Source organism: Massilia sp. HP4, assembly GCF_005222695.1.
Taxonomy (GTDB): Bacteria; Pseudomonadota; Gammaproteobacteria; order Burkholderiales; family Burkholderiaceae_D; genus Telluria.
Window position 1 is genome coordinate 170,270 of sequence record NZ_STGG01000048.1, and the last position, 25,496, is coordinate 195,765.

Below are 25,496 nucleotides of genomic sequence, written 5' to 3' on the forward strand. Positions count from 1 at the left end.
ACCGCGCCAGCGCGCGCCAGGTCACGACAGAAGGAAATCACCATGCTCTCCTGGGACGACGAACCAACCAGCGCCCCGCGCGCACCACAAGCCACCAATCTCGACGGCGCTCCTGCGCTTGACGTGGCAAAGCGCGTCAACGCCGACGACAAGCGCATCATCAACGGCTCGACCGACGTCAACCAGCTGGTGCCGTTCAAGTACAAATGGGCATGGGACAAATACCTGGCCGGCTGCGCCAACCACTGGATGCCGCAAGAAGTGAATATGCAGCGCGACATCGAACTGTGGAAAAGCCCGAACGGCCTGTCGGAAGACGAGCGCCGCCTGGTCAAGCGTAACCTGGGCTTCTTCGTGACCGCCGACTCGCTGGCCGCGAACAACATCGTGCTGGGCACCTACCGCCACATCACCGCCCCCGAGTGCCGCCAGTACCTGCTGCGCCAGGCCTTCGAAGAGGCGATCCACACCCACGCCTATCAGTACATCGTCGAATCGCTGGGCCTGGACGAAGGCGAGATCTTCAACGCCTACAACGAGATCGAATCGATCCACGACAAGGACCAGTTCCTGATCCCGTTCATCGACGTCCTGACCAACCCCGAGTTCACGACCGGCACCATCGAAAACGACCAGAAGCTGCTGAAGTCGATCATCGTCTTCGCCTGCCTGATGGAAGGCCTGTTCTTCTACGTCGGCTTCACCCAGATCCTGGCGCTCGGTCGTCAAAATAAAATGACCGGCGCGGCCGAGCAGTACCAGTACATCCTGCGCGACGAGTCGATGCACGTGAACTTCGGCATCGACCTGATCAACACGATCAAGATGGAAAACCCGCAGCTGTGGACCCCGGAATTCCGCGAAGAGATCAAGGCCCTGTTCCTGGAAGCGGTCGACCTGGAATATCGCTACGCCGAAGACACCATGCCACGCGGCGTGCTGGGCCTGAACGCTCCCATGTTCAAGGGTTACCTGCGCTTTATTGCCAACCGTCGCGCGGTGCAGATCGGCCTGGAGCCGCTGTTCCCGAACGAAGAGAATCCGTTCCCTTGGATGAGCGAGATGATTGACTTGAAGAAGGAGCGTAACTTCTTCGAGACGCGCGTGACCGAGTATCAGACCGGTGGTACGCTGAGCTGGGATTAAGTCATACAGTTCAAAAAAATGAACCCCGTGCAAGCGGGGTTCATTTTTAAGCTAGGGTCAGGTCTGACGTTCCGAATGTCAGACCTGACCCCGATATTGGCGCTGACGCCGATATCGGCATGACCCCGATGTTCGCGCTGCGCTAGCTCGCCGCCGTATAGCTTGATGCGCCTCGCCCGGCCGATTCGCCCACTGGTGACCAAGCCATAGCCGCTCAGCGATGCACAAGCGCCGCTACTTAGGCTTCGGTGCACAGGTCGTGGCGACCGTCGGCGATCAGTTCTGCGTGCGTGGTCATGGTCAGAACTGGTAATGGTGGTAATGGACGCCGGCCAGCAGGCTGCGGCCGTTGCCAGGCAAGAAGACGCTGTCGTTGATGCCCGAGCGGTTGCGGATCGCATAACTGCTGATGTAGCGGCGGTCGGTCGCATTGTCCAGCTGTACGTAGGCGCGCCAGCGGTCCAGCGTGTAATGAAATACATCTTTCTTTCGGCAGGGACGGCGCGCCTGCGCGTCGCCAGCCCTACGCTGGACGCTGCGGCACCTGCCCCCATTTTCGATCCGCCGCCCACACTGCGAACGCGATGAACAAGGCATGCTGCGCGCGCTGCGCCGCGGGATCCGGATCGCCCATATGCCCTGCGTGCGTCAAGGTTCGCGACAGGATCGGATTGCCGGCCGTGGTCAGGCTGCGCGCCTTGACCGCGAACTTGAGCGGTTCCCAGAACGCCACCATATCGTCGTTCACGCTGCCCAGCGCCAGCAGGGCGGGATACGGCGCCGGGCGCAGGCGATCGTAAGGCGAGTAGCTGGCCATGTAAGCGTGTTCCTCGGGCACGCGCGGATCGCCCCAGTAGGGGAATGGCGTCGTGCCCAGCGGATGATCCTCGTAATGCTCGATCGAGGTCAGCACGTCCACGAACGGCACCTGCGCGATCGCGCCGGCCCACAGTTCGGGGCGCATATTGCAGACCGCGCCCACCAGCAGGCCGCCGGCCGACATCCCATAGGCCACGATGCGTCCCTGCCTGGTGTAGCGCTCGGCGATCAGGTGTTCGGCGCAGGCGATGAAGTCGGTGAAGGTCTTCTTCTTGCCCTGCTTGAGCGCGGCACGCGACCACTGCGTGCCGCGCTCGGCGCCGCCGCGCACATGGGCGATGACGTGGATGAAGCCTTGCTCCACCAGGGCGATCACGGCGGGATGGAAGGCGGCGTCGATCGAGATGCCATAGGCGCCGTAGGCGTTCATCAGGAGCGGCGCGCTGCCGTCGAGTTGCTGGCCCTTGCGCAGCGTGACCGTGAGCGGCACCAGCGCGCCATCCTCGGCCCTGGCGCACAAGCGCCGCACCTCGTAGCGCTCGCGGTCAAAGGCGGCGGATGCGAGCGGCGGGCCGGCCGGCGCGCACCTGGCGCTGGCCAGGTCCAGCGTGAAGGCGGCGCGCGGCGAACGTGGCGACTGGTAGTCGAAGGCCATGGCCGGCGCGTCCCAGTCCTGCCTGGCCGGCACGCCGATCGTGTAGGCGGCTTCCGCGAACGCGACCTCGCGCTCCGTTCCATCGGGCGCCATTACCACCAGCCGCGGCAGCGCGTCGCGCATTTCCTCGCGCACAAGGTAGCCGGCGAAGGGATGCACTGCCGTGATGAAGCGGCCCGCCTCGTGCGCCACCAGCGGTGTCCAGTGCGCGCGGCCGGGAGCCGCAGCGCAGGCCGTCATCAGCTTGAAGTCGAGCGCGCCGTCGGCGTCGGTCAGCACCAGCAGCCGGCCATTCCATTCGTCGACGTCGTAGTGCAGGCCCGGCGTGCGCGGCTCGACCAGCAGCGGGGCGGCGGTCGGGCGGTCCATCGGCACCAGGCGCAGCTCGGTCATGTCGTCGCTTGCCATCCTGATGACGAGGTAGCCGCCGGCGGCCGTGGTACGCAGGCCGATGGACAGGGCTGGGTCGTTTTCTTCATGGATCAGGGTGTCGCCCGGCTTGCCGATCTCGCGCCGCAAGACCGTCAATGGACCGTCCTTGCCGCTGCGGCCGGTCCAGTACAGATAGCGGCCGTCAGGCGAGGAGACGCTCTCGCCGAACCTGGGATTGTCGATGGGCGCGCCGGCGATGGCATCGAGCTGGGCGATGCGCGCGATGAGTGCCTCTTGCAGTGGCGCGGATGGGGCCAGCATCGCGTCCGTGTAGGCGTTCTCCAGTTCTATCGCCGCCTTGATCGGCGCATCCAGCGCATCGGGCGCGCGCAGCACGGCATGCCAGTCGCGCGGCTGGAACCAGGAATAGTCGTCCATCCGGTGGTAACCGAGCCCGCCGACGTCGCGCGGCACGCGCCGGTGTTGCGGCGGCAGTGGCCAGGGCCGTGGCCGGGTGCCGGCCGCCAGGGCTGGCGCGAGGGCGCCGGCGGCCAGCGCAGCGGCGGAAACGAGAAGGTGACGGCGCTTGATCATATGGCTTTTTGCGAGCTTGTTTTCCGGGACGGACGATAGCAACCTCGCCCTTGGGCGGGCAATACGTCTTTGGACGTGCATCCAGCACGGATAAATGCGTGCGCGCCGAAGACTTGTCCTATGATGGCGACTTTTCAAGCCTGACCAGGAGACAACCTTGCAAGCCAAATCCCTGACGCTGCATGCCCTCATGCTCGCCAGCCTGGCGACGGTATCCGTCGCCCAAGCCGCCTCCGCGCCCCAAGTCACCATTGGCCGCACCATCTTCCAGAACAACTGCGCAAGCTGCCACACGGTCGACTCCAGGCTGTCGCCGCTGGCCGGTCCCGGCGTGTTCGGCGTCGTCGGCCGCAAGGCCGCCGGCGTCCCCGGCTTCAATTACTCGGGCGCGCTCGCCAAGGCCGGCGCGGCGGGCACGGTCTGGACCCGCGAGGAACTCGATGTGTTCCTGGCCGATCCATCCAAACGCGTGCCCGGCACCACGATGCCGGTCGGCCTGCCGGACCGGAAGATGCGCACGGCGCTGATCGACTACCTGGCCAGCCTGCAAGGCCCTGCCGGCGCCACCGCAGCGACGATTCCAGCGCCGGCCGCCGCCAAGCCGGCCGAGCGCGCCGGTTCCTGGGACGACACCCAGCCCGGCAAGGTCTTCCACTTCAAGCCGGACGACCTGGCCAAGCCGTTCGCCACCGAGAGCGCCGGCAACGGCCCGCGCGTGCAGGCGCGTCCGAACGGCTCGATCCCGAGCGTGATGCCCGGCTTCGAGGTCAGTGTGTTCGCCCAGGACGACGACAAGCCGCGCGTGGCCTTGCGCGCGCCGAACGGCGACCTGTTCCTGGCCGCGACCGGCGCCGGCGACGTCAAGGCGCTGCGCTCGAAGGACGGCGCCAAGGCCGATACCGCCGCGGTGTTCGCCAGCGGCCTGTCGCGTCCCTACGGCATGGCGTTCTGGCCCTCGGGCGCCGATCCGCAATACCTGTACGTGGCGGGCGTCAATTCGGTGGTACGCATCCCGTATCGCAACGGCGACCTGAAGGCGCGCGCCGCGGCCGAGGTGGTGATCCCAGAGCTGTCCGAGACCAGCGGCGGCCACACCACCCGCACCCTGGCGTTTTCAAAGGACGACAAGACGCTGCTGCTGTCGATCGGCTCGGCCACCAACGTCGCCGCCGACATCGGACCGAAGCCGCCGCTGCCGCTGCCCGAATGGGAAAAGCGCCATGGCGTAGGCGCCGCCTGGGGCGTCGAGACCGACCGCGCCACCGTGATGGCCTTCGACCCGGACGGCAAGAACCGCCGCACGTGGGCGACCGGCCTGCGCAACTGCGTCGGCATGCTGGTCTATCCGTCGACCGGCGACGTGATGTGCAATGTGAACGAGCGCGATGCGCTGGGCGACAACCTGCCGCCGGACTACCTCACCCGCGTCAAGCAGGGCGGCTTCTATGGCTGGCCGTGGTACTACATCGGCGACAACGAAGACCCGCGCCTGAAAGGCATCCGTCCCGACCTGAGGGGCAAGACGATCACCCCGGACGTGCTGCTGCAGGCCCATTCGGCGCCGCTGGGCATGGTGGTGTACCACGCGCCGAAGGGCGCCAGGCACGCTTTCCCGAAAGAGTACGAGGGCGAGATCTTCGTCGCGCTGCACGGCTCCTGGAACCGCGGCGTACGCACCGGCTACAAGGTGGCGCGCGTATTCATGAAGGATGGCGCGCCGACCGGGCAGTACCAGGACTTCATGAGCGGCATGGTGATCAGCGACCGCGATGTCTGGGGCCGTCCGGCCGCGGTCGAAGTCGCGGCCGATGGCGCCTTGCTGGTGGTGGACGATGCCGGCGGCATAGTGTGGCGGGTCGTGCCCAAGGCCGTCCCGAAACGCTAGATCGGCGAGCGCGCTTGCGCTAAGATGGATCGACGCGGCGCTCGCCGTATCGATCCCCGGAGGACAGCATGCGTGAACGGACCGCCTCATCTGCTTGCGGACACGTCGCCATCCTGGCGGCATTGGTCCTTAGTGCCTGCGCCGCCAGGAAGCCCGAGCCGGTAATCCAGCCGCCGCTGGTGCTGGGCGAGCGTGCGAAGACGCCGCCCGGCCAAGCCTGCGACAGCCTGATCGGGCAGGCCGTGGAGCGCGATGTCAAGGGCGGCTTCAAGCTGACCGGCATGCTCAACACGAACACCTATCCCAAACCTGGGCAGTCGCAGGTGCGGGCCTCGCCGGACTCGCCGCTGGTCCCCTACGGCAGCCATCCGGCTGGCGCCCGCAGCCCGCAACTCGATGGCACCTTCCGCTCGCTCTTTGTTAACTGCGAGACGCGCCAGGCCTATGTTGCCAAGCGTGGCGGCGTCATCGACATCACTTACTGGTACGGCCCGTTCGGTCTCTGACTGCTTATGCGGCCAGCGGCTGGGCCTTGCGGCCCACGGCCGCGTCCAGGCTCCAGGCGCCGGCGCCGAAGGCCACCACCTGCAGCAGGCCGCCGGCCATCGCGATGTTCTTCAGCAGGTGGATCAGCTGGTTCTGGTCGCCGATCGCGTTGTGGAAGGCGAAGGCCGTGATCACCGAGAACGCCGCCAGGCCGGCCGCAGCCAGGCGGGTCTTGTAGCCGAGGGCGAGCAGGACGCCGCCGCCGATCTCGATGGCGATCGCGCCGGCCAGCGCAAGCCAGGGGAAGGGCAGGCCGGCCGACTGGATATAGCCCAGGGTCGCCTCGGGCGCCAGCGCTTTCCCGACGCCGCTGAAGACGAAGATCGTGGCCATCAGGATGCGGCCGATGGCCGGGACGATGGATTGGCTGGTCTGGGTGGCGTTGGCATACATGGTCGTTCCTTTCGAATGGTTATCGTTGTCGATGCCACTTCATGTGCGGCATCCATGAACAGCATCTTAGGCGGGCTTGATCGATCCAAGAAGCCTATATAATTCGATATCAACTATCGATGGAGTAGATGGATGCTCGACGGGATGTCCATGGACCAGCTGCGCACTTTTATCGCCGCAGCCGACGAAGGCAGCTTCTCCGCCGCCGGCCGCAAGCTGCGGCGCGCGCAATCGGTAGTCAGCCACACGCTGGCCAATCTCGAGCAGCAGGTCGGCTTCGCGCTGTTCGATCGCACGGGACGCTATCCGCAGCTGACCGAGGCCGGACGCGCGCTGCTCGAAGAAGCGCGCCGCGCGGCCGACGGCATGGATGCGTTCAAGGCGCGGGCGCGCACCCTGGCCGAAGGCCAGGAGCCGGAGCTGTCGGTCGCGGTCGACGTGATGTATCCGATCGCGAAGCTCACCGAGGCGGTGCAGGCCTTTCACCAGGAGTTTCCCTCGACGCCGCTGCGCCTGTATGTCGAGGCGCTCGGCGCCGTGGTGCAGCCGCTGCTCGATGGCCAGTGCCGCATCGCGGTGATCGGCTCCTTCCCCGATGTGCCATCGGCCTGCGCCTCGGAATACCTGCTCGGCGTAGAGGCGGCGACGGTGGTCGCGCCCGGCCATCCGCTGGCGGGCAGCCGGGGCACGGTCATGCGCGCGGACGCGGCGCGCCACGTGCAGCTGGTGCTGACCGATCGTTCGACCCTGACCCGGGGGCGCGACTTCGGCGTGCTGTCTTCGCGCATCTGGCGTTTGGCAGATCTGGGGGCCAAGCACGCTTTCCTGCGCGCGGGCCTGGGTTGGGGAAACATGCCGCTGCATATGGTCGAGCATGACCTGGCAAGCGGCGCGCTGGTGCGCATCGAACTCGAAACGCATCCGGTGCTGGGCTCGGGTTTTTCGATGCACGCGATTTTCATGAAAGACCAGCCGCCTGGACCGGCGGGACGCTGGTTCATCGATCGCCTGAAATGCGATCGCTGAAAAAAAAAGCGGCGCGACCAGCATGCCGCCGAGTTCCCGATCGGTGCGCGGTATAACGACGACTTGAAATCCGATAAGACAAACGCCTTCGCGGGCAGCAAGCCTGATGGCAATTGGTGCGCTTTGTGTATTCACTGTCCAAATCGCGCGACTTTCGATCCGATTCGCGGTTGCGAGCGCACAAAGAATGCGCGTACTTTACGTGATTGAATTTGTCAAATCGAGAAGATGTGATATTGTCGCGGGCATCGGGCAAAATCGATCGAATAATAGGACGCTGAACCAAACAGTATGCACGGAAGCGACGCGAAAAGAACAAGCCGGCTTGTCTGACCAATTGCTCAGGCAAGGCGGCTTTTTCTTTTCGCACCCGCAAGGGTAGCGATGTGAAACGCTGGAACGGTGTCCTGTCGACGTTGGCTGAAGCGCTGCAACTGTGAGGAGTTGCAGCAGTTCAGCCGGTGCCGGATTCATTGGCCTAAATCGACGCTTGCTTTGGTCCGATGAATAATTCGCCGGGTTGGTTTGATCCGGCGGGTTTTAAACCCTGGGCGTATTTCTCATCGCAGATGAAGGAGAACAAGAATGGCAACCGCTAAGAAACCAGCAGCAAAGGCAGCAGCAAAGAGCGCGCCTTCGTCCACGACGAAGTCGACCGCAAAAACTGCAGCAGAGAAACCAGTCGCTAAAAAGGCAGCGACTAAGACCACCGCCACCAAGGCAACCGCCAAGGCGGTAGCCAAGCCGGCAGCCAAGGCAGTGAGCAAGCCGGCAGCAAAAACTGCCGCTAAACCTGTTGCAAAGAAAGCTACTGCAAGCAAGACCGCCGCGACCAAAACCGCCGCCACCAAGGCAACGGCCAAAACCGCGACCAAATCGGCAGCCAAGCCGGCAGCAAAGCCTGCAGTGAAGAAAGCCGCCGCCAAACCGGCAGCAAAATCGGCAAGCAAGCCAGCAGTGAAGAAGGCCGCCGCTAAACCGGCAGCGAAATCGGCAGCCAAGCCGGCCGCTAAATCGACCGCTAAATCGGCGACCAAGCCGGCAGCAAAGAAAGCCGCCGCCAAGCCGGTAGCGAAAAAGGCCGCCGCTAAACCAGCCGCCAAGTCGACCGCTAAAACCGCGACCAAATCCGCCGCTAAACCGGCCGCCAAAAAAGCGACCGCAAGCAAGGCAGCCGCCAAACCGGCAGCGAAGAAACCGGTAGCGAAGAAAGCAACCGCCACCAAGGCAGCCGCTAAACCAGCCGCCAAGAAAGCGACCGTGACCAAAGCCGCCGCCAAACCAGCCGCCAAGAAAGCAAGCGCAAGCAAAGCCGCTGCAAAACCGGCCGCCAAGAAAGCGACTGCAAGCAAAGCCGCTGCAAAACCGGCCGCCAAGAAAGCGACTGCAAGCAAAGCCGCCGCAAAACCGGCAGCCAAAAAAGCGACCGCCACCAAAACCGCCGCCAAACCGGCAGCTAAAAAGGCAAGCGCCACCAAAGCCGCCGCAAAACCGGCAGCCAAAAAGGCGACCGCGACCAAAACCGCTGCAAAACCGGTAGCGAAAAAAGCCGCTCCTGCCGCTAAAAAGGCCGCTCCAGCCGCTAAAAAAGCTGCGCCAGCCGCCAAAAAAGCTACTCCAGTGAAAGCCGCCGCTAGCAAGACCGCTGCCAAGCCAGCTGCGACCAAGGTTGCCGCCAAGCCAGCCGCTACCAAGACCGCTGCCAAGCCAGCTGCAAGCAAGCCAGCCGCTAAACCAGCTGCCACCAAGCCTGCTGCTGCCAAGTCGGAAGCGAAAGCCGACGCCAAGCCAGAAGTGAAGACCGAAGCGAAAGCCGACGCCAAGCCTGCAGCGGCCAAGCCAGCGGCCAAGAAACCGGCCGCCAGGAAGCCAGCTGCCAAGCCGGCAGCGACGACCGCCGCGCAACCGGCAGACGCTCCTGCAGCGCCGTCGGCAGCTCCAGCGGCAGCACCAAACGCCGCCGCACCTGCGAAGACCGTGCTGGCGCCGACCGCATGGCCGTTCCCGACCAGCAGCCGTCCTTAATACCGGACGTGCCCCGACCTGCCGCGCACCATGTGCGCATGGCAAGTCGGGTCTGCTTCAGGCACAATGCCGCTGTGTGATTGTTCGCACAGCGGTTTTTTTTTGAGGAGAGTCCGTGCTGTCCATTCTTCAGTTTATCGTCGATATCGTCGCAGGCCTGCTGGGTGGGGTGTTGCTGCTGCGTTTCTGGACGAACGCCATCCGTGTGCGCCTGCCCGACCAGATCCGCCAGTTCGTGCACACCATCACCGACTGGCTGGTGATGCCGTTGCGGCGGGTGGTGCCGGGCACCCGGGGCTACGACTGGGCGAGCCTGATCGGCGCCTTCCTGGTGGTGCTGGTGGCCAGCACGTTCCTGCTGCTGCGCGGCGGTAGTGGCGAGATGGTGCTGCTGTATGCGCTGCACCGCTTCCTGACCTGGATCCTGTACGGCTTCATGGCGCTCCTGATCATCGAGGCGATCTTCAGCTGGGTCAATCCGAATGCGCCGCTGGCGCCGTTCGTGCACGCCCTCAACCAGCCGGTGCTGCGTCCGATCCGGCGCGTGGTCCCGCCGATCGGCGGCATCGACCTGTCGGTGCTGGTGGCGCTGGTGCTGATCCAGATCCTGCTGTTCGCGCTGCGGCAGGTGTTCGGCTTCTAGCCGCCGTCGCTGCTTCACATGAAAATGGCCCTGCATCGCAGGGCCATTTTTTATCGGGCGACGCCTTGCGTTATCAGCGGAAGGTGAAGCCGAAGGCTGCCTCGAACTGCTGGTCGAATTCCTGCGCCGTGAAGCTGTGGTTCTGGGCGCCCTGCGAGGCGATCTTGATCGCACCCAGCAGGCTGGCAATGCGGCCGCTGGTGGGCCAGTCCAGGTCGTTGGTGATGCCGAACAGCAGGCCTGCGCGGTAGGCGTCGCCGCAGCCGGTCGGGTCGACCACGTTCGCCGCCTGCACCGCCGGGATCCGATAGTGCTCGCCGCCGGCGTGGATGTCCGAGCCTTCGGCGCCGCGCGTGACGATCAGCGCGTCCAGGCGCGCCGCGATGTCGGCCTGGGAGAAGCCGGTGCGGTCCATCACCATCTCGAATTCATAGTCGTTGCACGCCAGGTAGCTGGCCTGGCCGATGAAGGCGATCAGCTCTTCGCCCGAGAACATCGGCAGCTGCTGGCCCGGATCGAAGATGAACGGGATCTTTTGCTCGGCGCAGTCGCGCGCGTGCTTGATCATGCCGTCGCGGCCGTCCGGCGAGATGATCGCCACTGCCAGCAGCCCCTGGTCAGCGACGTTGTTCTGATGCGAGAACTGCATCGCGCCCGGGTGGAAGGCGTTGATCTGGTTATTGTCCTGGTCGGCGGTGACGAAGCATTGCGCGGTATAGGCGTCGGCGATGGTGCGGATGCCGCGCGTCTCGAGTCCCTGCTCTTGCATGCGCTTCAGGTAGTCGGCGCCGTCCTGGCCCAGCGTGCCCATCATCAGCGGTTCGCCGCCCAGCAGCTTGAGGTTGTAGGCGATATTGGCCGCGCAGCCGCCGTACTCGGTGCGCAGGGTCGGCACCAGGAACGACACGTTCACGCGGTGCAGCTGGTCTGCCAGCAGGGTGTCGCCGAAGCGGCCGTGGTATTGCATGATCTTGTCGAATGCGAGCGAGCCGCAGATCAGGGCGGTTTTGGTCATGGGTTCAGCCTTCAGGGGTAGAAAACGGCAATGTGGTAGCCGGAAGGTTCGAGCCCTTCCAGCCTGAAATGGATCTTGACCGGCTGCTCGGCGCGCGCGCCGAAACCGGCGAAGTGGCTATCCGATGCGTTGGCCAGCTGGGGCGCGTAGTCGCGCGGGCCGAACACGCGCCGCACCAGCGGCTTGTCGTCGGCATCGTTCAGGGTCAGCTCGATGCTGGGCCAGGCCAGCGCCAGGTCGCCGCCGTTACGCAGCACGGTGCTCAGGGTATAGGCGTTGCCGCCCAGGGTGATGAGCTCTCCGGTCTCGATCGCCAGCGCATCCGGGCGCGCCGGCAGCGACACCGTGCAGCCGAACATGGCGCAGGTCGAGGCCAGCGCCGGTCGCAAGGCCGGATAGCGCGCCGCCAGCACGTCGCGGAAGCTCACCATCGACTGCAGGACCAGCGCCAGCAGCAGCAGCACGCTGCCGGCGATCATCGCGATGCGCACCGTCTTGCCCGACTGCTCGCGCTGGCGCCCGCGGCGCACGAACTCGGGTTCGTCGATCTCGGGCACGCGCAGCTTGGGCGTCTCTTCGATCCGGGTCGGCGTCAGCTTGGAACGGCGCGAACGGGCTTCGGCGGCGCGTGTACGCGGGGATTTTTGCGGCAGCGGCAGGGCCGGCGAGACGACCGGCGGCGAGCCGCCCGCGGATTCGCGCAGCAGCAGCGGCGGCGCGTCGTGCGCCGGCTGGCGCACCGCGGGTTCAGGTTCAGGCTCCGGCCCAGGCTCGTCGTGGCCATCGTCCGGCGGCGGGGCAGCCACGATCTCTTCGTCGACCCGCATCCCGGCCACGGCGGTGGCCGTTTCCGGCGCGGGGTCGACCTTGGCCGGATCCTCGCCCGACGCATGCGGCAGGATCCCGAATGGCGACAGCGCACGGTCGAATTCGAGCGTGTAGATCGGTTGTTCGGTATCGTCGGCAGCGTCGGTCGCGGCCGCGTCTTGCGTGACGGCCGCTTCGGTGACCGCAGGAGAAGGAGGAGGGGAAGACGGCGGGGCGTTCAGGTCGACCAGCCCCGTATTGCCGTCAAAGACTTGCTGGCACGCGCCACAGCGGACGATGCCCCCACGCAGCTTGAGCTGGTCCGCGGCGACGCGGAACAGCGTGCCGCAGTGGGGGCATTGGGTGGCGAGCGCCATGCGGCTAGCCGCCAGAGCGGGGCGGCGGCGCGCTGTCGTGGCCGAGCGTGCCGTGAAGGGCAACCCAGCCGTCCTGCTCGGCCCAGACGCCCAGCTTGATGAAAGGTGCGTAGGCGGCGGCCACTTCTTCGGCCTGGCGCGCGAGCACGCCCGACAGGATCAGGGAACCGCCCGGCGCCACGCGGCCGGACAGCATCGGCGCCATCAGCTTCAATGGGCTCGACAGGATGTTGGCCACCACGATGTCGAACTTGCCGCCTGCATGACGCTCGTTGCCCGAGGCAGCGAAGGTGTCGGGCAGGTAGTAGTCGATCGCGACCTTGTTACGCTCCGCGTTGGCGCGCGCCGATTCGATCGCCTGCGGATCGATGTCGACGCCGGCCACGTCTTGCGCGCCGAGCTTCTTGGCCACCATCGCCAGGATGCCCGAGCCGCAGCCGTAGTCCAGCACCGACTTGCCGGGCGCCGGATGCGCTTCGAGCCACTCCATGCACAGGCGGGTGGTCGGATGGCTGCCGGTGCCGAAGGCCAGGCCCGGATCGAGCTCGAGGATGAGGCCGGACGGATCGGGCGCCTCGTGCCAGCTCGGCACGACCCAGATGTTCTTGCCGATGTGGATGGGCTCGAACTGCGATTGGGTCAGGCGCACCCAGTCGGCGTCTTCGACCTTGCGGGTGGTGAAGGCCGGGACGACGGGCAGCCTGACCGCCTGCGCGGCCTCGGTGACGATTGCCAGCTGGTCGGCGTCGGTATCGGTGAGTGCGACGACGCGGCTGTGGTCCCATGCCGCTTCAAGCGGTTCCATGCCCGGCTCGCCGAACAACGGTTTTTCGTCCTCGGTGCCTTCGTCGGCGTCCTCGACGGACACCGACAGCGCGCCAGCTTCCATCAGGGCGTCGGACAATGCTTCTGCATGGTCGCGGGCGATCTCGATGACGACTTCAGTCCAGCTCATTCTTGTACCTTGGCTTCCGATTTGGCGCCGAGCGCCGTTTCCTTCGGCAGGTCGGGCTTGGCGGCCAGTTTCTGCTCCAGGTAGTGGATATTGGTGCCGCCTTCGATGAAGCGGGCGTCGACCATCAGTTCGCGATGCAGCGGAATATTGGTGAGGATACCTTCGACCACCATTTCGGAGAGCGCGATTTGCATGCGGCGGATCGCTTGCTCACGGGTCGCACCGTAAGAAATTACCTTGCCGATCATCGAGTCGTAATGAGGTGGCACATAGTAGCCCGCATACGAGTGCGAATCGACACGGATGCCAGGGCCGCCGGGCGGGTGCCAGCCGGTGATGCGGCCTGGCGACGGGGTGAACTTGAACGGATCCTCGGCATTGATGCGGCACTCGATCGAGTGGCCCGACAACATGATGTCGCGCTGGCGGAAACGGAGTTTCTCGCCGCAGGCGATGCGGATCTGCTCTTGCACGATGTCGATCCCGGTGATCATCTCGGTGACCGGGTGCTCGACCTGGACCCGGGTATTCATCTCGATGAAGTAGAACTCGCCGTTCTCGTACAGGAATTCGAAGGTGCCGGCGCCGCGGTAGCCGATCTTGCGGCAGGCTTCGGCGCAGCGGTCGCCGATCTTCTCGATCAGTTTGCGCGGAATGCCCGGCGCCGGCGCTTCTTCGATCACCTTCTGGTGGCGGCGCTGCATCGAGCAGTCGCGTTCGCCCAGCCAGACGGCGTTCTTGTGTTCGTCGGCGAGGATCTGGATTTCCACGTGGCGCGGATTTTCCAGGAACTTCTCCATATAGACTTCAGGATTGCCGAAGGCGGTGCCGGCTTCGGTCTTGGTCATCTGCACGGCATTGAGCAGCGCCGCTTCGGTATGCACCACGCGCATGCCGCGGCCACCGCCGCCGCCGGCGGCCTTGATGATGACCGGATAGCCGACGCGGCGCGCGGTCTGCACGATCTCTTTCGGATCGTCCGGCAGGGCGCCGTCCGAACCCGGCACGCAAGGCACGCCGGCGCGGATCATGGCCTGCTTGGCCGACACCTTGTCGCCCATCAGGCGGATCGAATCGGAACGCGGGCCGATGAAGACGAAGCCCGATTTCTCGACGCGCTCGGCGAAGTCGGCGTTCTCGGACAGGAAGCCGTAGCCCGGGTGGATCGCTTCGGCGTCGGTCACTTCGGCCGCGCTGATGATCGCGGGCATGTTCAGGTAGGACAGGCTCGATTGCGCCGGTCCGATGCAGACCGATTCGTCCGCCAGTTTCACGTACTTGGCGTCCTTGTCGGCCTCGGAGTGCACGACGACCGTCTTGATGCCCAGCTCGCGGCAAGCGCGCTGGATACGCAGCGCGATTTCACCACGGTTGGCGATGAGGATTTTTTCAAACATGGTAGGTCCGGTATTCAGTGAAAACCGGCGCGGCCGAAAGAACAGGCGGCGCCGGACACGTCATGGAGGTAGCCGGCGGCGCGTCATGCGCGGCCGGCTTGGAGAAGCTGATCAGCCGATCACGAACAGTGGCTGGCCGAATTCGACCGGCTGGCCGTTTTCCACGAGGATCTTGGTGACGGTGCCGGAAACGTCGGCATCGATTTCGTTCAGGAGCTTCATCGCTTCGATGATGCACAGGGTATCGCCTTCCTTGATGCTCTGGCCGACTTCGACGAAGGCGGCGGCGCCAGGGGCGGACGAGCGATAGAAGGTGCCGACCATCGGCGACTTGACCACATGGCCGGTCGGCTCGGCGGCGACGGCCGGTGCGGCCGCCGGGGCAGGGGCCGCCGCAGGCGCTTGCGCAGGCGCCGAGTATTGCTGCACGCCCTGGTGCGGCAGCATGACCATCTGGTTCTGCGGGATTGCGGACGACTTGACGATGCGAACCTTGCTTTCGCCTTCGGTCACTTCGAGTTCGGCGATGTCCGATTCAGCGACCAGATCGATCAAGGTCTTGAGTTTTCGTAGATCCATGTGAAACCCCTTGGAATTATTCGTTTTAGAGAGCAGGCCGTTGCGCCAGGATGCGTCGAGCGGCCGCTGTTACATGAAGTTGACGTAGATTAACGCTATTTAAGTGCGAAGTCGATGGCAAACCGATATCCGTCCGCTCCCAGCCCGCAGATCACGCCGCGCGCGATGCCGGACAAATAGGAGTGGTGCCGGAAGGACTCCCGTTGGTGGACATTTGAAATATGCACCTCCACGAAGGGAATGGCCACCGAAGCGAACGCATCGCGCAGGGCTACGCTGGTATGGGTCAGGCCGCCAGGGTTGATGACGATGAAATCCACGCCCTCGGCACGAGCGGCATGGATGCGGTCGATCAACGCTCCCTCATGGTTGCTCTGGAAGTAATCCAGTGCCGCGCCGGCTTGATTTGCCTGCGCAACTGCCGCTTGTTCGATGTCGGCCAACGTGGTCGTGCCGTACACCGCCGGTTCCCGCGTCCCCAATAAATTGAGGTTGGGACCGTTCAGCAGCAGTAGCTTTTTCGCCATATTGAGAGTCTGATTGCCCGAAAGTCAGGCATTGTGCCGCCTAGCTCAGCTATTGGCAAGCGGTAAAATAACCGGTCGATAGGTGGAATTGGCAGCAGTATTAATCGTACGACCGTTCGCAACTTGCCCGTTCAAGATCCCGGTTCAGCTACCCAACTTCGCCAGGTCGGCGCGCAATTCGTCGAACTTCAGTTCGCCGAGATAGGTCTTGATCACCTCCCCGTCGGCGCCGATCAGCACGGTGTAGGGCAATCCTCCGTTCGTGTTTCCAAATCCGCGCGACAGCTCGGTGCCGCCCATGCCGCCCACGTACAGCGGATAGGTAATATCCATCTTGGCGGCGAATTCGCTCATATTGGTCGGCGAATCGATGCCGATGCCGATCACGTTGAAGCGCTTGCCGCCATCCTCGCCCGCCAGGTGGGACAGCTCGGGCATCTCGCGCACGCAGGGGCCGCACCAGGTGGCCCAGAAATTGACCAGCAGGGGCTTGCCCTTCCACTGGGCCAGCGGCTGCGGCTTGCCTTCGAGGTCGTTGAGCGACTGTGCATACAGCTTGGTCACTGGATTGGTGACCTGGCCTTCGCTGGCAACCGTTGCTGGCGAGGTTTGCACACTTGGCGCCGGTTTCTTGTACACCGCCACCATGGCGCCCATCACGCCGAACAGTACGGCGACCACCGCGTAGGCGGCCAGATGTTTCTTGTTCATTCGTCAGCTTTCACTCGGTGTCAGTCTTGTCGTGGGCCGCGATCAAGGCCCGCAGCGCGGCAATGTCGATGCGCTGCGGGCGGCCGTCGGCACGCGGCTTGAGTGCGCCGCGCAAGTCCTGGTATTCATACAGTTCGGCATGCACCGTTTCTTTCATCCACGGGAAACTTACGGTCTCGACCGGTGCATGGCGGGGCCCCTTGAAATGCGGGGTTTCCGCAATGTCGATATTAACATTACGGTTGAGCAAGTAGATCTCTACCTCTTTGGCACTGTCGGCGAATAACTGAAGATGGATGTCGTCGTGCTCGCCCGCGGTGCCGCTCAGCACGGCGCCGGTGAGATAGGGGTTGAAGTCGCCCAGCGCTTCCATCACCTGCAGCGCGGTCGCGCGCAAGTGCGCCAGGCGTTCGGTGCGGGCGGCGCCGCCGAACAGGGCCAGGTAGTTGCGCACCTCGTCTTCGATCTGCGCGTCGTCGGGCAGCATATTCGGCTTGGGTGGGGTCACGCCCAGCACCTGGCGGGCGGCCTTGCGGCGTGCGGTATCGAGATCGGCGCCATCCTGCGCAATCATGCGCGCAGCAGCCAGGGCGATCTCGTTACGCAGCTGGAGGAGATCGGTGTTCAAGTTCGGCATCATGCCTGGGATCATACTCTTGAACGGAAAATGACAGCGGCTCGGGTAGAATCGCGTATTCGTCCTTTCACTCCTGGCTAGATATTCTCTCCATGCACATTCATATCCTCGGCATCTGCGGCACCTTCATGGGCGGCCTGGCCGTCCTGGCCAAGGAGGCGGGCCACCGCGTGACCGGTTGCGACGCCAACGTCTATCCTCCGATGAGCACCCAGCTCGAAAGCCAGGGGATCGAATTGATCCAGGGTTATGGCCCGGAACAGGTGGCGCTGAATCCCGACCTGTATGTCATCGGCAATGTCATGACGCGCGGTAATCCGCTGATCGAAGAGATCCTGAACCGCAGCCTGCCGTATGTATCGGGCCCGCAGTGGATAGGCGAGCATATCTTGCGCGAAAAATGGGTGCTGGCCGTGGCCGGCACGCACGGCAAGACCACGACCACCTCGATGCTGGCCTGGATCCTGGAAGACGCGGGCTATGCGCCGGGCTTCCTGATTGGCGGCGTGCCGATGAACTTCGGCGTCTCGGCGCGACTGCATGGCGACAAGCCGTCGGATTTCTTCGTGATCGAGGCCGACGAGTACGACACCGCTTTCTTCGACAAGCGCAGCAAGTTCGTGCACTACCACGCGAAAACGGCGGTGCTGAACAACCTGGAATACGACCACGCCGACATCTTCCCCGACATCGGCGCCATCGAGACCCAGTTCCACCACCTGGTGCGCACCGTGCCGGGCGTGGGGCGGCTGGTCGTCAATGGCGACGAAGCCTCGATCGGGCGCGTACTGAAACGCGGCTGCTGGAGCGACAAGGAAAGCTTCGGTTCGGCCGATGGCGTCGACTGGAATATGGTCGAGCATCCGGGCGGCGCCAGTTTCGACGTGCTGTTCAAGGGTGAGGCCCAGGGCACCGTGCACTGGGACCTCTCCGGCAAGCACAACCGCTCGAACGCGCTGGCCGCGATCGCCGCCGCGCGCCATGTCGGCGTGCCGGTGGCGCAATCGATCGACTCGCTGTCGCGCTTCCAGAACGTCAAGCGGCGCATGGAAGTGCGCGGCGTCGTCAATGACATTACCGTGGTCGACGATTTCGCCCACCATCCCACGGCGATCGCCACCACGGTCGGCGGCCTGCGTCAAAAGCTTGGCACGGGCGGGCGCATCCTGGCCGTGCTCGAGCCGCGTTCGAACACGATGAAGCTGGGCGCGATGAAGGATGCCCTGCCTGGCAGCCTGAAGGATGCCGACCTGGTGTTCGGCTTCGGCAGCCAGCAGGCGCTGGGCTGGTCGCTGGCCGATGCCTTGAAACCCCTGGGCAAGATCGCGCACAGCTTCGACCAGATCGACTATATGGTGCAAGCCATCGTGCAAGAGGCGCAGCCGGGCGACCACATCCTGGTGATGAGCAATGGCGGCTTTGGCGGCGTGCACCAGAAACTGCTGGACGCGCTGGCGCCATGAGTCCTGCTCCTTATTTGCTGTACCTGCACGGTTTCCGCTCGTCGCCGCGCTCGTTCAAGGCACGCGTGGTGCAGGAAAAGCTGGAGACGGCCGGTCTGGGCGAACGCTTTATCTGTCCGCAGCTGCCGGCATCGCCGAAGGCGGCGATGGCGCTCGCCCTGGAACTGGTGGAACGCCATGCACCAGATAATTTGAGCATCATCGGCTCGTCGCTGGGCGGTTTTTATGCCACCTGGCTGGCGGAACGCCTGGGCGTGCGCGCGGCCGTCATCAATCCGTCGGTCGATCCGACCCGCAACCTGTCGAAGCACGTCGGCGTGACCACTTCCTGGCATTCGGATGAGCCGTTCGAGTTTCGCCAGGAATATGTCGACGAACTGAACACCCTGCGCACGGCGCACATCACGCGGCCCGAGCGTTACTTCCTGCTGGCCGCGACCGGCGACGAAGTGCTGGACTACCGCGATATGGTGGCCCACTATGCAGGAGCTCGCCAGCACGTGATCGAGGGCAGCGACCATGCGATCCCGGAATTCGCGCAGTATGTGGACGAGGTATTGGCATTCTGCGGCTTTGGCCCGGCGGACGCGGCGCAGTGAGGGGCGGGTCGTTACGGCTGGCTGCCTGGCAGCCGCATGCGCGCGCGGTGCGCGCGCCGCAGGGCATGCACGACTGGCTGGTCACGCCCGGTTCGCTGACGGCGCGCCTGGTGGCCAGTAGCGAGGCGTTTCGGGTGCGCCGCCTGCACCAGTGCAGCGCGCCATGCCTGGCGGATGAAGCCGCGGCGATCGGCTTGCCTCGTGCGCAGCGGGCGTGGGAACGCGAAGTGCTGCTCGAGTGTGATGGCACTCCGGTGGTGTTCGGCCACACGGTGGTGCCGATGGATTGCGATGCCAGCCACTGGCCGCTGTTTTCGGCGCTGGGCGAGCGCTCGCTGGGAACGACCCTGTTCTACGATCCGCTTGTGCGGCGTGGACAACTGGAATTTGCACGCCTGTCGGCCGAGCATCCGCTGGTGCGCCGTGCGCACGCGGCGCTCGGCCGGCAGGGTCAGGCAACGAATAGGAACAACAACATTTATTACGCACGGCGCTGCGTCTATCGCCGCCGTCAAGGCCTGCTCCTGGTCACCGAGGTATTCTTGCCGGCGGTACTGGAACTGGGAGCGGCCGCAACCATGAAGAACATACTGTAAATATGAACGTATTTTTTGAGGAATCGGGCGACTTCAAGGTCGGCGCCATCCTGTCGCAAGCGGGCGAGGCCTACCAGGTGGAGATGCCGAGCGGTAAGCGCACCAAGGTCAAGACGCGCGATGTGCTGCTGCAGTTCGAGAAGCCCGATCCGCAAGCCCTGCTGGACGCGGCCAAGGCGATCGTCGCGGAAGTCGATCTCGATTTCTTGTGGGAAGTCGCGGGCGAAGAAGAATTCGGTTTCGCCGAACTCGGCGCCGAGTACTTCGGCCACGCGCCGCTGCCTCATGAGGCCGCCGGCCTGGTGCTGGCGCTGCATGGCTCGCCTGTCTATTTCTACAAGAAGGGCCGTGGCCGCTACAAGGCGGCGCCCGAACAGTCGCTGAAGGCGGCGCTGGCCGGCATCGAAAAGAAAAAGCAGCAAGCCATCGTGCAGGCCGGCTACGTGGACGAACTGAAATCAGGCAAGCTGCCACAATCGATGCAGCCGATCGTGTACCAGCTGCTGTTCAAGCCGGACAAGAACACCATCGAATATAAAGCCTTCGAGACGGCGGCCAGCGAGCTGCAGACCAGCCCGCAGCGCCTGATGCTGGACGTGGGCGGCCTGGCGTCGCCGAAAGAGCTGCACATGGGCCGCTTCCTGTTCGAGAACTTCCCGCGCGGCGCCGGTTTCGCGCCGGTGGAGATTCCGACCGCCCCGGCCGACCTGCCGCTGGCCGATGTCGCCGCCTTCTCGATCGACGACGTCACCACCACCGAGATCGACGATGCCTTCTCGGTCGTGCGGCTGGACGACGGCACGATCCAGGTCGGCATCCACATCGCGGCGCCGGGCCTGGGCATCCGTCCGGACGACGCGATCGACAAGATCGCCCGTGCCCGCATGTCGACCGTGTATATGCCGGGCGACAAGATCACCATGCTGCCGGACGAGGTGGTCAACGCCTTCACCCTGGCGGAAGGCAACGATTGCCCGGCGCTGTCGCTGTATGCCGTGCTCGATCCGGGCGACTGGAGCGTCAAGTCGACCACTACCCGCGCCGAGCGGGTGCCGGTCAAGAGCAATCTGCGCCACAACGACCTGGATGACGTGGTCAATGAAGAAACGCTCAATAGCGGCGAAGGCGACTATCCGCACAAGGACGAGCTGGGCCTGATCTGGCAATGGGCCTTGCAGCTGGAAGCGGGCCGCATGAAGAAGCGCGAAGCCTTCGGCCTCAAGCCCGAGCAGGCGAACCGGGTCGACTTCAATTTCTACGTCGAGGACGACGTGGTCTCGATCGTGCGCCGCAAGCGCGGTGCGCCGCTGGACAAGATCGTGGCCGAGCTGATGATCTTCGCCAACAGCACCTGGGGCAAGCTGTTGCACGACTCGGGCGTGCCGGGCATCTACCGCTCGCAGACGCCGGGCGCCGGCGGCTGGGCCGCCAAGATGCAGGTACGCATGGTCACGCACGCGGCGCCGCACCAGGGCCTGGGCGTGGACCAGTACGCCTGGAGCACCTCGCCGCTGCGCCGGTATACCGACCTGGTCAACCAGTGGCAGATCCTGGCCTGTGCCTCCCATGGCGTGACCGCGCCGCTGGTGGCGCCGTTCAAGCACCGCGATGCGACCCTGTTCGCGATCGTTTCGAGCTTCGATGCGGCGTATTCGGCCTATAACGACTTCCAGCAGAATATGGAGCGTTACTGGTGCCTGCGCTGGCTGGGGCAAGAGAACGTCAGGCAGGCCGACGCGGTCGTGCTGAAGGAAGATCTGGTGCGCCTGGTCGACGTGCCGCTGGTGGTGCGCCTGACCGGCATGCCGCAAGTGGCCCGCGGCGCCCAGGTCAAGCTCGATATCGTGCGCTGGGACGAGGTCGAGTTGAACCTCGAAGCGCGCCTGCTCGAAGTCGCGTCGGCCGAGCCGGATGCTTCGCTCGATTACGAAGAAGAAGCCGATACCGGCGAAGCGGCGGTGGCCGAGGTGGTCGAGGCCGAAGGAGCAGTGGCGGCGGTCGATACCGGGGATGCGCCGCAGCCGGCGCCGGCGTCGGCGCAGTAAGAACCTACCGGGATAGGTTCTAAGGACCGCGGATGTGGTGGACGGTTGCTCCGTTCACCACAGCTGTTATCGAAGCAACCACGTTCCGTTACCGCACGTTTTTCGACCTCCCTCATCCGTTCGCGCCGGGTTAGAATGGATCAATTCTTTGATTCAATTGCCCCACCAGGCCACCCGTAGCGCGTGAAGTCTCTTTCCCAAAACCGTCCCCTGATGATCGCCCTGGCCGTATCGGTGGCAGCCCATGCCGGGCTGCTGGCGCTGCGTTTCGCCGCGCCGGACGCTTTCCGGCACCGGCCGGCCGATCCCGGACTCGAAGTGGTGCTGGTCAATGCCAAGCATGACCGGGCCCCGGCCAAGGCCGATGCGCTGGCCCAGGCCAACCTGGACGGCGGCGGCACGGCCGAGGCGGGCCGCGCCAAGTCGCCGCTGCCCGACCTGCGCAAGGTCGAGGATGGCGACAGCATCAAGGCCCTGCAGCGCCGCATCGCCGAACTCGAGCGGCTGCAGCAGAACGTGCTGACCCGCGCGCGGGGCGGCGGCAATTTCACCGCCCCGCCCGTCACCGAGCAGGAAAAGCCGGACCCGACCCGCACGGGTAACGACAACCTCGACACCACCCGCGCCATCTCGCGCACCAGCGCCGAGATCTTCGAGCGCATCGAGGAAGAAAACCGCCGTCCCAAGCGCACGCAAATCACGCCCAGCACGCGCCAGGTCGGCTACGCGCTCTATTACAAGGCGATGCAGAAGCGCATCGAGGAAGTCGGCACCCTGAACTTCCCGCAGCAGGCCGGCCGCAAGCTGTACGGCGACCTGGTGGTCTATATCCCCGTGTTCCAGGACGGCACCCTGTACCTGAAGGACGGCGGCCCGAGGGTCGAGCGCAGCTCGGGCAACCCGGCCCTGGACAAGGCCGCGCTCGAGATCGTGCGCCGCTCGGCGCCGTTCGGCGCCTTCCCGGCCAATATGCGCAGCCAGGGCAAGGACGACCTGTGGGAAGTGTTCACCCGTTTCCGTTTCACCCGTGAGGACAAGATGCAGGCAACCCTTGGAGAAGCCGCCAAATGAGCGACCGCTACTGCGTCATCGGCAACCCGATCGCCCACAGCAAATCCCCGCAGATCCACGCCGCCTATGCGCTGCAGACCGGCCAGGATTTGACGTATGAGCGCTGCCTGGCGCCGCTCGACGGTTTTGCGGCCACCGTCCAGGGCCTGGTCGCGCAAGGCTATCGCGGCGCCAACGTCACCTTGCCGTTCAAGCTCGAAGCAGCCAGGCTGGCGACCCGGCTGGCGCCCCGCGCCGCGGCGGCCGGCGCCGTGAATACGCTGATCTTTGCCGAGGGCGAGATCGTTGGCGACAACACCGACGGCCCCGGCCTGGTGGCCGATATCGTGCGCAATGCGGGTGTGCCGCTGGCCGGCAAGCGCATCCTGTTGCTGGGCGCCGGCGGCGCCGCGCGCGGCGCGCTGCTGCCGCTCCTGACCGAAAACCCGCGGCAGATCGTCATCGCCAACCGTACCGTGGCGACCGCGCAGCAACTGGTGGCCGATTTTGCCGCCCACGCCGATCGCCTGGCAGCGATCGGCTTTGCCGACGTGGAAGGCAGCTTCGACGTGGTCATCAACGCCACCTCGGCCAGCCTCGCGGCCGACGTGCCGCCGGTGGCGCCGTCCGTATTCGGCCCCGGCGTGCTGGCGCTGGACATGATGTATGGGAAGGAGCCGACCGTATTCATGGACTTCGCGGCCAGCCATGGCGCCAGCGTGCGCGACGGCCTGGGCATGCTGGTCGAGCAGGCGGCCGAGGCCTTCCTGCTGTGGCGCGGCGTGCGGCCCGACACGGGCGCGGTCCTGGCAACCATGCGCCAGGCCGGCTGACCATGGCCAGATCGCGCAAGGCCGCCCCCGGTGGGCGGCGCTGGATCAAGTGGATCTTTTTGGGCCCGCTGCTGCTGGTGCTGCTGGTCCAGCTGTATTTCTTCGCCATGGTGTGCTGGTATTCGCAGTTCAACCCGGGCTCGACCAGCTTCATGCGCGAGCAGCTGTCGCAGCTGCGCGAAAAGAATCCGAATGCGACCCTGAAGCACCAGTGGGTGCCTTATGACCGCATTTCGCGCCACCTGAAACGCGCGGTGGTGGCGTCGGAAGACGCCAACTTCAGCGTGCACGGCGGCGTGGACTGGGAAGCGATCGAGCGTGCCTACGAGCGCAATAACCGGCGCAGCAAGGTGGTCGGCGGTGGTTCGACGATCACCCAGCAGCTGGCCAAGAACCTGTTCCTGTCCGGCTCGCGCAGCTATGTGCGCAAGGGCCAGGAAATGGTGATTGCCTTCATGCTGGAGACGGTGATGAGCAAGGAGCGCATCCTCGAGCTGTACCTGAACGTGGTCGAGTTCGGCCGCGGCGTGTTCGGCGCCGAGGCGGCGGCGCGCTACTACTACAAAACCTCGGCCGCCAACCTGGGCCAGGCCCAGGCCGCGCGGCTGGCGGTGATGCTGCCCAATCCGCGCTACTACGACAAGCACCGCACGACCAATTACCTGCAGCGGCGCACCAATGCGATCATGCGCCAGATGCGGTTTGCCGAGGTGCCTTGATGCGAAATTGTTGTTACTGAGTTGGCTCAGTGCACGGCGAACGGTTACACTTGCGCTAATTTTCTGACCCGGCCAAGAAGTAGCGAACGAGACCCAGCGCATGATCAACGTATTTGTCCTCCAGAATGGCCGCCTGAACCAGGCAACGATCGCTTCCCGGCAAGACCTGGAGAACGTCGTGCCAGTCTGGGTCGACTTGACCGACCCGGACGAGGAAGAGCGCACCTGGGTCAAATCGAAGTATGGCGTGACCCTGCCGGGCGAGGACGAAGTCCAGGACATCGAGGCTTCGGCGCGCTACTACGAAGCCGAGAACGGCGACCTGCACCTGCGCACCGACTTCTTGCTCGAGGAAGAAGACGGCCCGTCGCGGGTGGTGACGGTGGCCTTCATCCTGTCGGGCAAAATCCTGTTCTCGGTCCATAACGACGACCTGCCCGTATTTCGCCTGGTGCGGATGCGGGCGCGTTCGCGGCCCGGCTCGATCGAAGACTATATGGACGTACTGCTCGACTTGTACGCGACCGATGCCGAATATTCGGCCGACGCGCTGGAAGGCATCTACGAAAGCCTGGAAGAAGTCTCGACCCGCGTGCTGCAGAAGGAATTCACCGACCAGGACGCGGCCGCCGCGCTGAACGCCATCGCGCACGAGGAAGACTTGAACGGCCGCATCCGCCGCAACATGATGGATACCCGGCGCGCGGTCAGCTTCCTGATGCGCGGCCGGCTGCTGAACTCGGATCAGTTCGAGGAGGCGCGCCAGATCCTGCGCGATATCGAATCGCTGGATGGCCACACGTCCTTCCTGTTCGACAAGGTGAACTTCCTGATGGACGCCACCGTCGGCTTCATCAACATCAACCAGAACAAGATCATCAAGATCTTCTCGGTGGCCTCGGTCGCCTTCCTGCCGCCGACCCTGATCGCCAGCGTCTATGGCATGAACTTCACGGTGTTCCCCGAGCTGCAGTGGCGCTTCGGCTACCCGTTCGCAGTGGCGCTGATGATTGGCTGCGGCGTGGCGCCGTTGTGGTATTTCCGCCGGCGTGGGTGGCTGAAATAAGGCGACGTCTCAAATA

The 25,496-nt window shown here is 64.7% G+C and carries 26 protein-coding genes; 14 read left to right on the forward strand and 12 right to left on the reverse strand.

The window, feature by feature from the left end:
• Positions 1-42: 42 nt before the first annotated feature.
• A complete protein-coding gene (locus E8M83_RS18515; RefSeq protein ID WP_137174824.1) occupies positions 43-1,146 on the forward strand; it encodes a ribonucleotide-diphosphate reductase subunit beta in 1,104 nt (367 codons plus the stop codon).
• 300 nt (positions 1,147-1,446) lie between these two features.
• On the opposite strand, the gene E8M83_RS18520 is transcribed toward E8M83_RS18515, so the two are convergent.
• Both E8M83_RS18520 and E8M83_RS18525 read right to left on the reverse strand, forming a co-directional pair.
• Positions 1,447-1,743: a hypothetical protein gene (locus tag E8M83_RS18520; protein WP_137174825.1), complete on the reverse strand. Its 297-nt coding sequence runs from the start codon at positions 1,741-1,743 to the stop codon at positions 1,447-1,449.
• Positions 1,670-3,586 carry a prolyl oligopeptidase family serine peptidase gene (locus E8M83_RS18525; RefSeq protein WP_170976856.1) on the reverse strand — a complete coding sequence of 639 codons (1,917 nt, stop codon included), beginning with the start codon at positions 3,584-3,586 and terminating at the stop codon, positions 1,670-1,672. The genes E8M83_RS18520 and E8M83_RS18525 overlap by 74 nt, the downstream gene beginning before the upstream one ends.
• Before the next feature lie 157 nt (positions 3,587-3,743).
• On the opposite strand from E8M83_RS18525, the gene E8M83_RS18530 reads away from it, so the two are divergent.
• Positions 3,744-5,471 (forward strand): PQQ-dependent sugar dehydrogenase, encoded by a 1,728-nt coding sequence (locus tag E8M83_RS18530; protein WP_137174827.1) that lies wholly within the window; start codon positions 3,744-3,746, stop codon positions 5,469-5,471.
• A gap of 68 nt (positions 5,472-5,539) precedes the next feature.
• A complete protein-coding gene (locus E8M83_RS18535) occupies positions 5,540-5,977 on the forward strand; it encodes a hypothetical protein (protein WP_137174828.1) in 438 nt (145 codons plus the stop codon).
• 4 nt (positions 5,978-5,981) lie between these two features.
• Here the strand turns inward: E8M83_RS18535 and E8M83_RS18540 are convergent, their stop codons facing one another.
• Positions 5,982-6,410, reverse strand: coding sequence for a DoxX family protein (locus E8M83_RS18540; RefSeq protein WP_137174829.1), 429 nt, complete (start codon positions 6,408-6,410; stop codon positions 5,982-5,984).
• A gap of 132 nt (positions 6,411-6,542) precedes the next feature.
• On the opposite strand from E8M83_RS18540, the gene E8M83_RS18545 reads away from it, so the two are divergent.
• Positions 6,543-7,436, forward strand: a complete 894-nt coding sequence (locus E8M83_RS18545; protein WP_137174830.1) for a LysR family transcriptional regulator — start codon at positions 6,543-6,545, stop codon at positions 7,434-7,436.
• 560 nt (positions 7,437-7,996) lie between these two features.
• Here E8M83_RS18545 and E8M83_RS26115 read toward each other — a convergent pair.
• Entirely contained in the window at positions 7,997-9,043 is a 1,047-nt protein-coding gene (locus E8M83_RS26115) for a hypothetical protein (protein WP_206077486.1), read from the reverse strand.
• Between the two features lie 13 nt (positions 9,044-9,056).
• Between E8M83_RS26115 and E8M83_RS26120 the strand changes: the two genes are divergently transcribed.
• Both E8M83_RS26120 and E8M83_RS18555 read left to right on the forward strand, forming a co-directional pair.
• Positions 9,057-9,461: a hypothetical protein gene (locus E8M83_RS26120; RefSeq protein WP_206077487.1), complete on the forward strand. Its 405-nt coding sequence runs from the start codon at positions 9,057-9,059 to the stop codon at positions 9,459-9,461.
• Between the two features lie 115 nt (positions 9,462-9,576).
• Positions 9,577-10,104: a YggT family protein gene (locus E8M83_RS18555; protein WP_137174832.1), complete on the forward strand. Its 528-nt coding sequence runs from the start codon at positions 9,577-9,579 to the stop codon at positions 10,102-10,104.
• A 73-nt stretch (positions 10,105-10,177) separates the two neighbouring features.
• Here the strand turns inward: E8M83_RS18555 and E8M83_RS18560 are convergent, their stop codons facing one another.
• From E8M83_RS18560 to E8M83_RS18595, 8 genes are all read right to left on the reverse strand, one after another.
• Positions 10,178-11,119 (reverse strand): carbohydrate kinase family protein, encoded by a 942-nt coding sequence (locus E8M83_RS18560; protein ID WP_137174833.1) that lies wholly within the window; start codon positions 11,117-11,119, stop codon positions 10,178-10,180.
• Positions 11,120-11,130: 11 nt separating this feature from the next.
• On the reverse strand, positions 11,131-12,303 hold the full coding sequence (locus E8M83_RS18565; protein ID WP_137174834.1) for a DUF3426 domain-containing protein: 1,173 nt from the start codon (positions 12,301-12,303) through the stop codon (positions 11,131-11,133).
• A gap of 4 nt (positions 12,304-12,307) precedes the next feature.
• Positions 12,308-13,258: a 50S ribosomal protein L11 methyltransferase gene (gene prmA / locus E8M83_RS18570; protein WP_137174835.1), complete on the reverse strand. Its 951-nt coding sequence runs from the start codon at positions 13,256-13,258 to the stop codon at positions 12,308-12,310.
• On the reverse strand, positions 13,255-14,655 hold the full coding sequence (gene accC / locus E8M83_RS18575) for an acetyl-CoA carboxylase biotin carboxylase subunit (protein WP_137174836.1): 1,401 nt from the start codon (positions 14,653-14,655) through the stop codon (positions 13,255-13,257). Before accC ends, prmA begins: the two co-directional genes overlap by 4 nt.
• Before the next feature lie 111 nt (positions 14,656-14,766).
• On the reverse strand, positions 14,767-15,234 hold the full coding sequence (accB, locus tag E8M83_RS18580; RefSeq protein ID WP_137174837.1) for an acetyl-CoA carboxylase biotin carboxyl carrier protein: 468 nt from the start codon (positions 15,232-15,234) through the stop codon (positions 14,767-14,769).
• Positions 15,235-15,329: 95 nt separating this feature from the next.
• On the reverse strand, positions 15,330-15,761 hold the full coding sequence (gene aroQ / locus E8M83_RS18585) for a type II 3-dehydroquinate dehydratase (protein ID WP_137174838.1): 432 nt from the start codon (positions 15,759-15,761) through the stop codon (positions 15,330-15,332).
• Positions 15,762-15,905: 144 nt separating this feature from the next.
• Positions 15,906-16,472: a TlpA disulfide reductase family protein gene (locus tag E8M83_RS18590; protein WP_137174839.1), complete on the reverse strand. Its 567-nt coding sequence runs from the start codon at positions 16,470-16,472 to the stop codon at positions 15,906-15,908.
• Between the two features lie 10 nt (positions 16,473-16,482).
• Positions 16,483-17,112, reverse strand: a complete 630-nt coding sequence (locus E8M83_RS18595; protein ID WP_137174840.1) for a hypothetical protein — start codon at positions 17,110-17,112, stop codon at positions 16,483-16,485.
• A gap of 89 nt (positions 17,113-17,201) precedes the next feature.
• Between E8M83_RS18595 and mpl the strand changes: the two genes are divergently transcribed.
• The 8 genes from mpl to corA all read left to right on the forward strand — a co-directional run bounded on the left by mpl (position 17,202) and on the right by corA (position 25,480).
• Positions 17,202-18,572, forward strand: coding sequence for a UDP-N-acetylmuramate:L-alanyl-gamma-D-glutamyl-meso-diaminopimelate ligase (gene mpl / locus E8M83_RS18600; protein ID WP_137174841.1), 1,371 nt, complete (start codon positions 17,202-17,204; stop codon positions 18,570-18,572).
• Entirely contained in the window at positions 18,569-19,171 is a 603-nt protein-coding gene (locus tag E8M83_RS18605) for a YqiA/YcfP family alpha/beta fold hydrolase (protein WP_137174842.1), read from the forward strand. The genes mpl and E8M83_RS18605 overlap by 4 nt, the downstream gene beginning before the upstream one ends.
• A complete protein-coding gene (locus E8M83_RS18610) occupies positions 19,168-19,767 on the forward strand; it encodes a chorismate lyase (protein WP_137174843.1) in 600 nt (199 codons plus the stop codon). The genes E8M83_RS18605 and E8M83_RS18610 overlap by 4 nt, the downstream gene beginning before the upstream one ends.
• A gap of 2 nt (positions 19,768-19,769) precedes the next feature.
• Positions 19,770-21,812, forward strand: coding sequence for a ribonuclease catalytic domain-containing protein (locus E8M83_RS18615; RefSeq protein ID WP_137174844.1), 2,043 nt, complete (start codon positions 19,770-19,772; stop codon positions 21,810-21,812).
• Between the two features lie 213 nt (positions 21,813-22,025).
• The gene (locus E8M83_RS18620; protein ID WP_137174940.1) at positions 22,026-22,883 is read left to right on the forward strand and encodes a TonB C-terminal domain-containing protein; all 858 of its coding nucleotides are present in this window, start codon (positions 22,026-22,028) and stop codon (positions 22,881-22,883) included.
• Positions 22,880-23,695 (forward strand): shikimate dehydrogenase, encoded by an 816-nt coding sequence (gene aroE, locus E8M83_RS18625; protein ID WP_137174845.1) that lies wholly within the window; start codon positions 22,880-22,882, stop codon positions 23,693-23,695. Before E8M83_RS18620 ends, aroE begins: the two co-directional genes overlap by 4 nt.
• A gap of 2 nt (positions 23,696-23,697) precedes the next feature.
• Entirely contained in the window at positions 23,698-24,414 is a 717-nt protein-coding gene (gene mtgA, locus E8M83_RS18630; RefSeq protein WP_137174846.1) for a monofunctional biosynthetic peptidoglycan transglycosylase, read from the forward strand.
• Between the two features lie 100 nt (positions 24,415-24,514).
• Positions 24,515-25,480 (forward strand): magnesium/cobalt transporter CorA, encoded by a 966-nt coding sequence (gene corA / locus E8M83_RS18635; RefSeq protein WP_137174847.1) that lies wholly within the window; start codon positions 24,515-24,517, stop codon positions 25,478-25,480.
• The last annotated feature ends 16 nt before the right edge of the window (positions 25,481-25,496 follow it).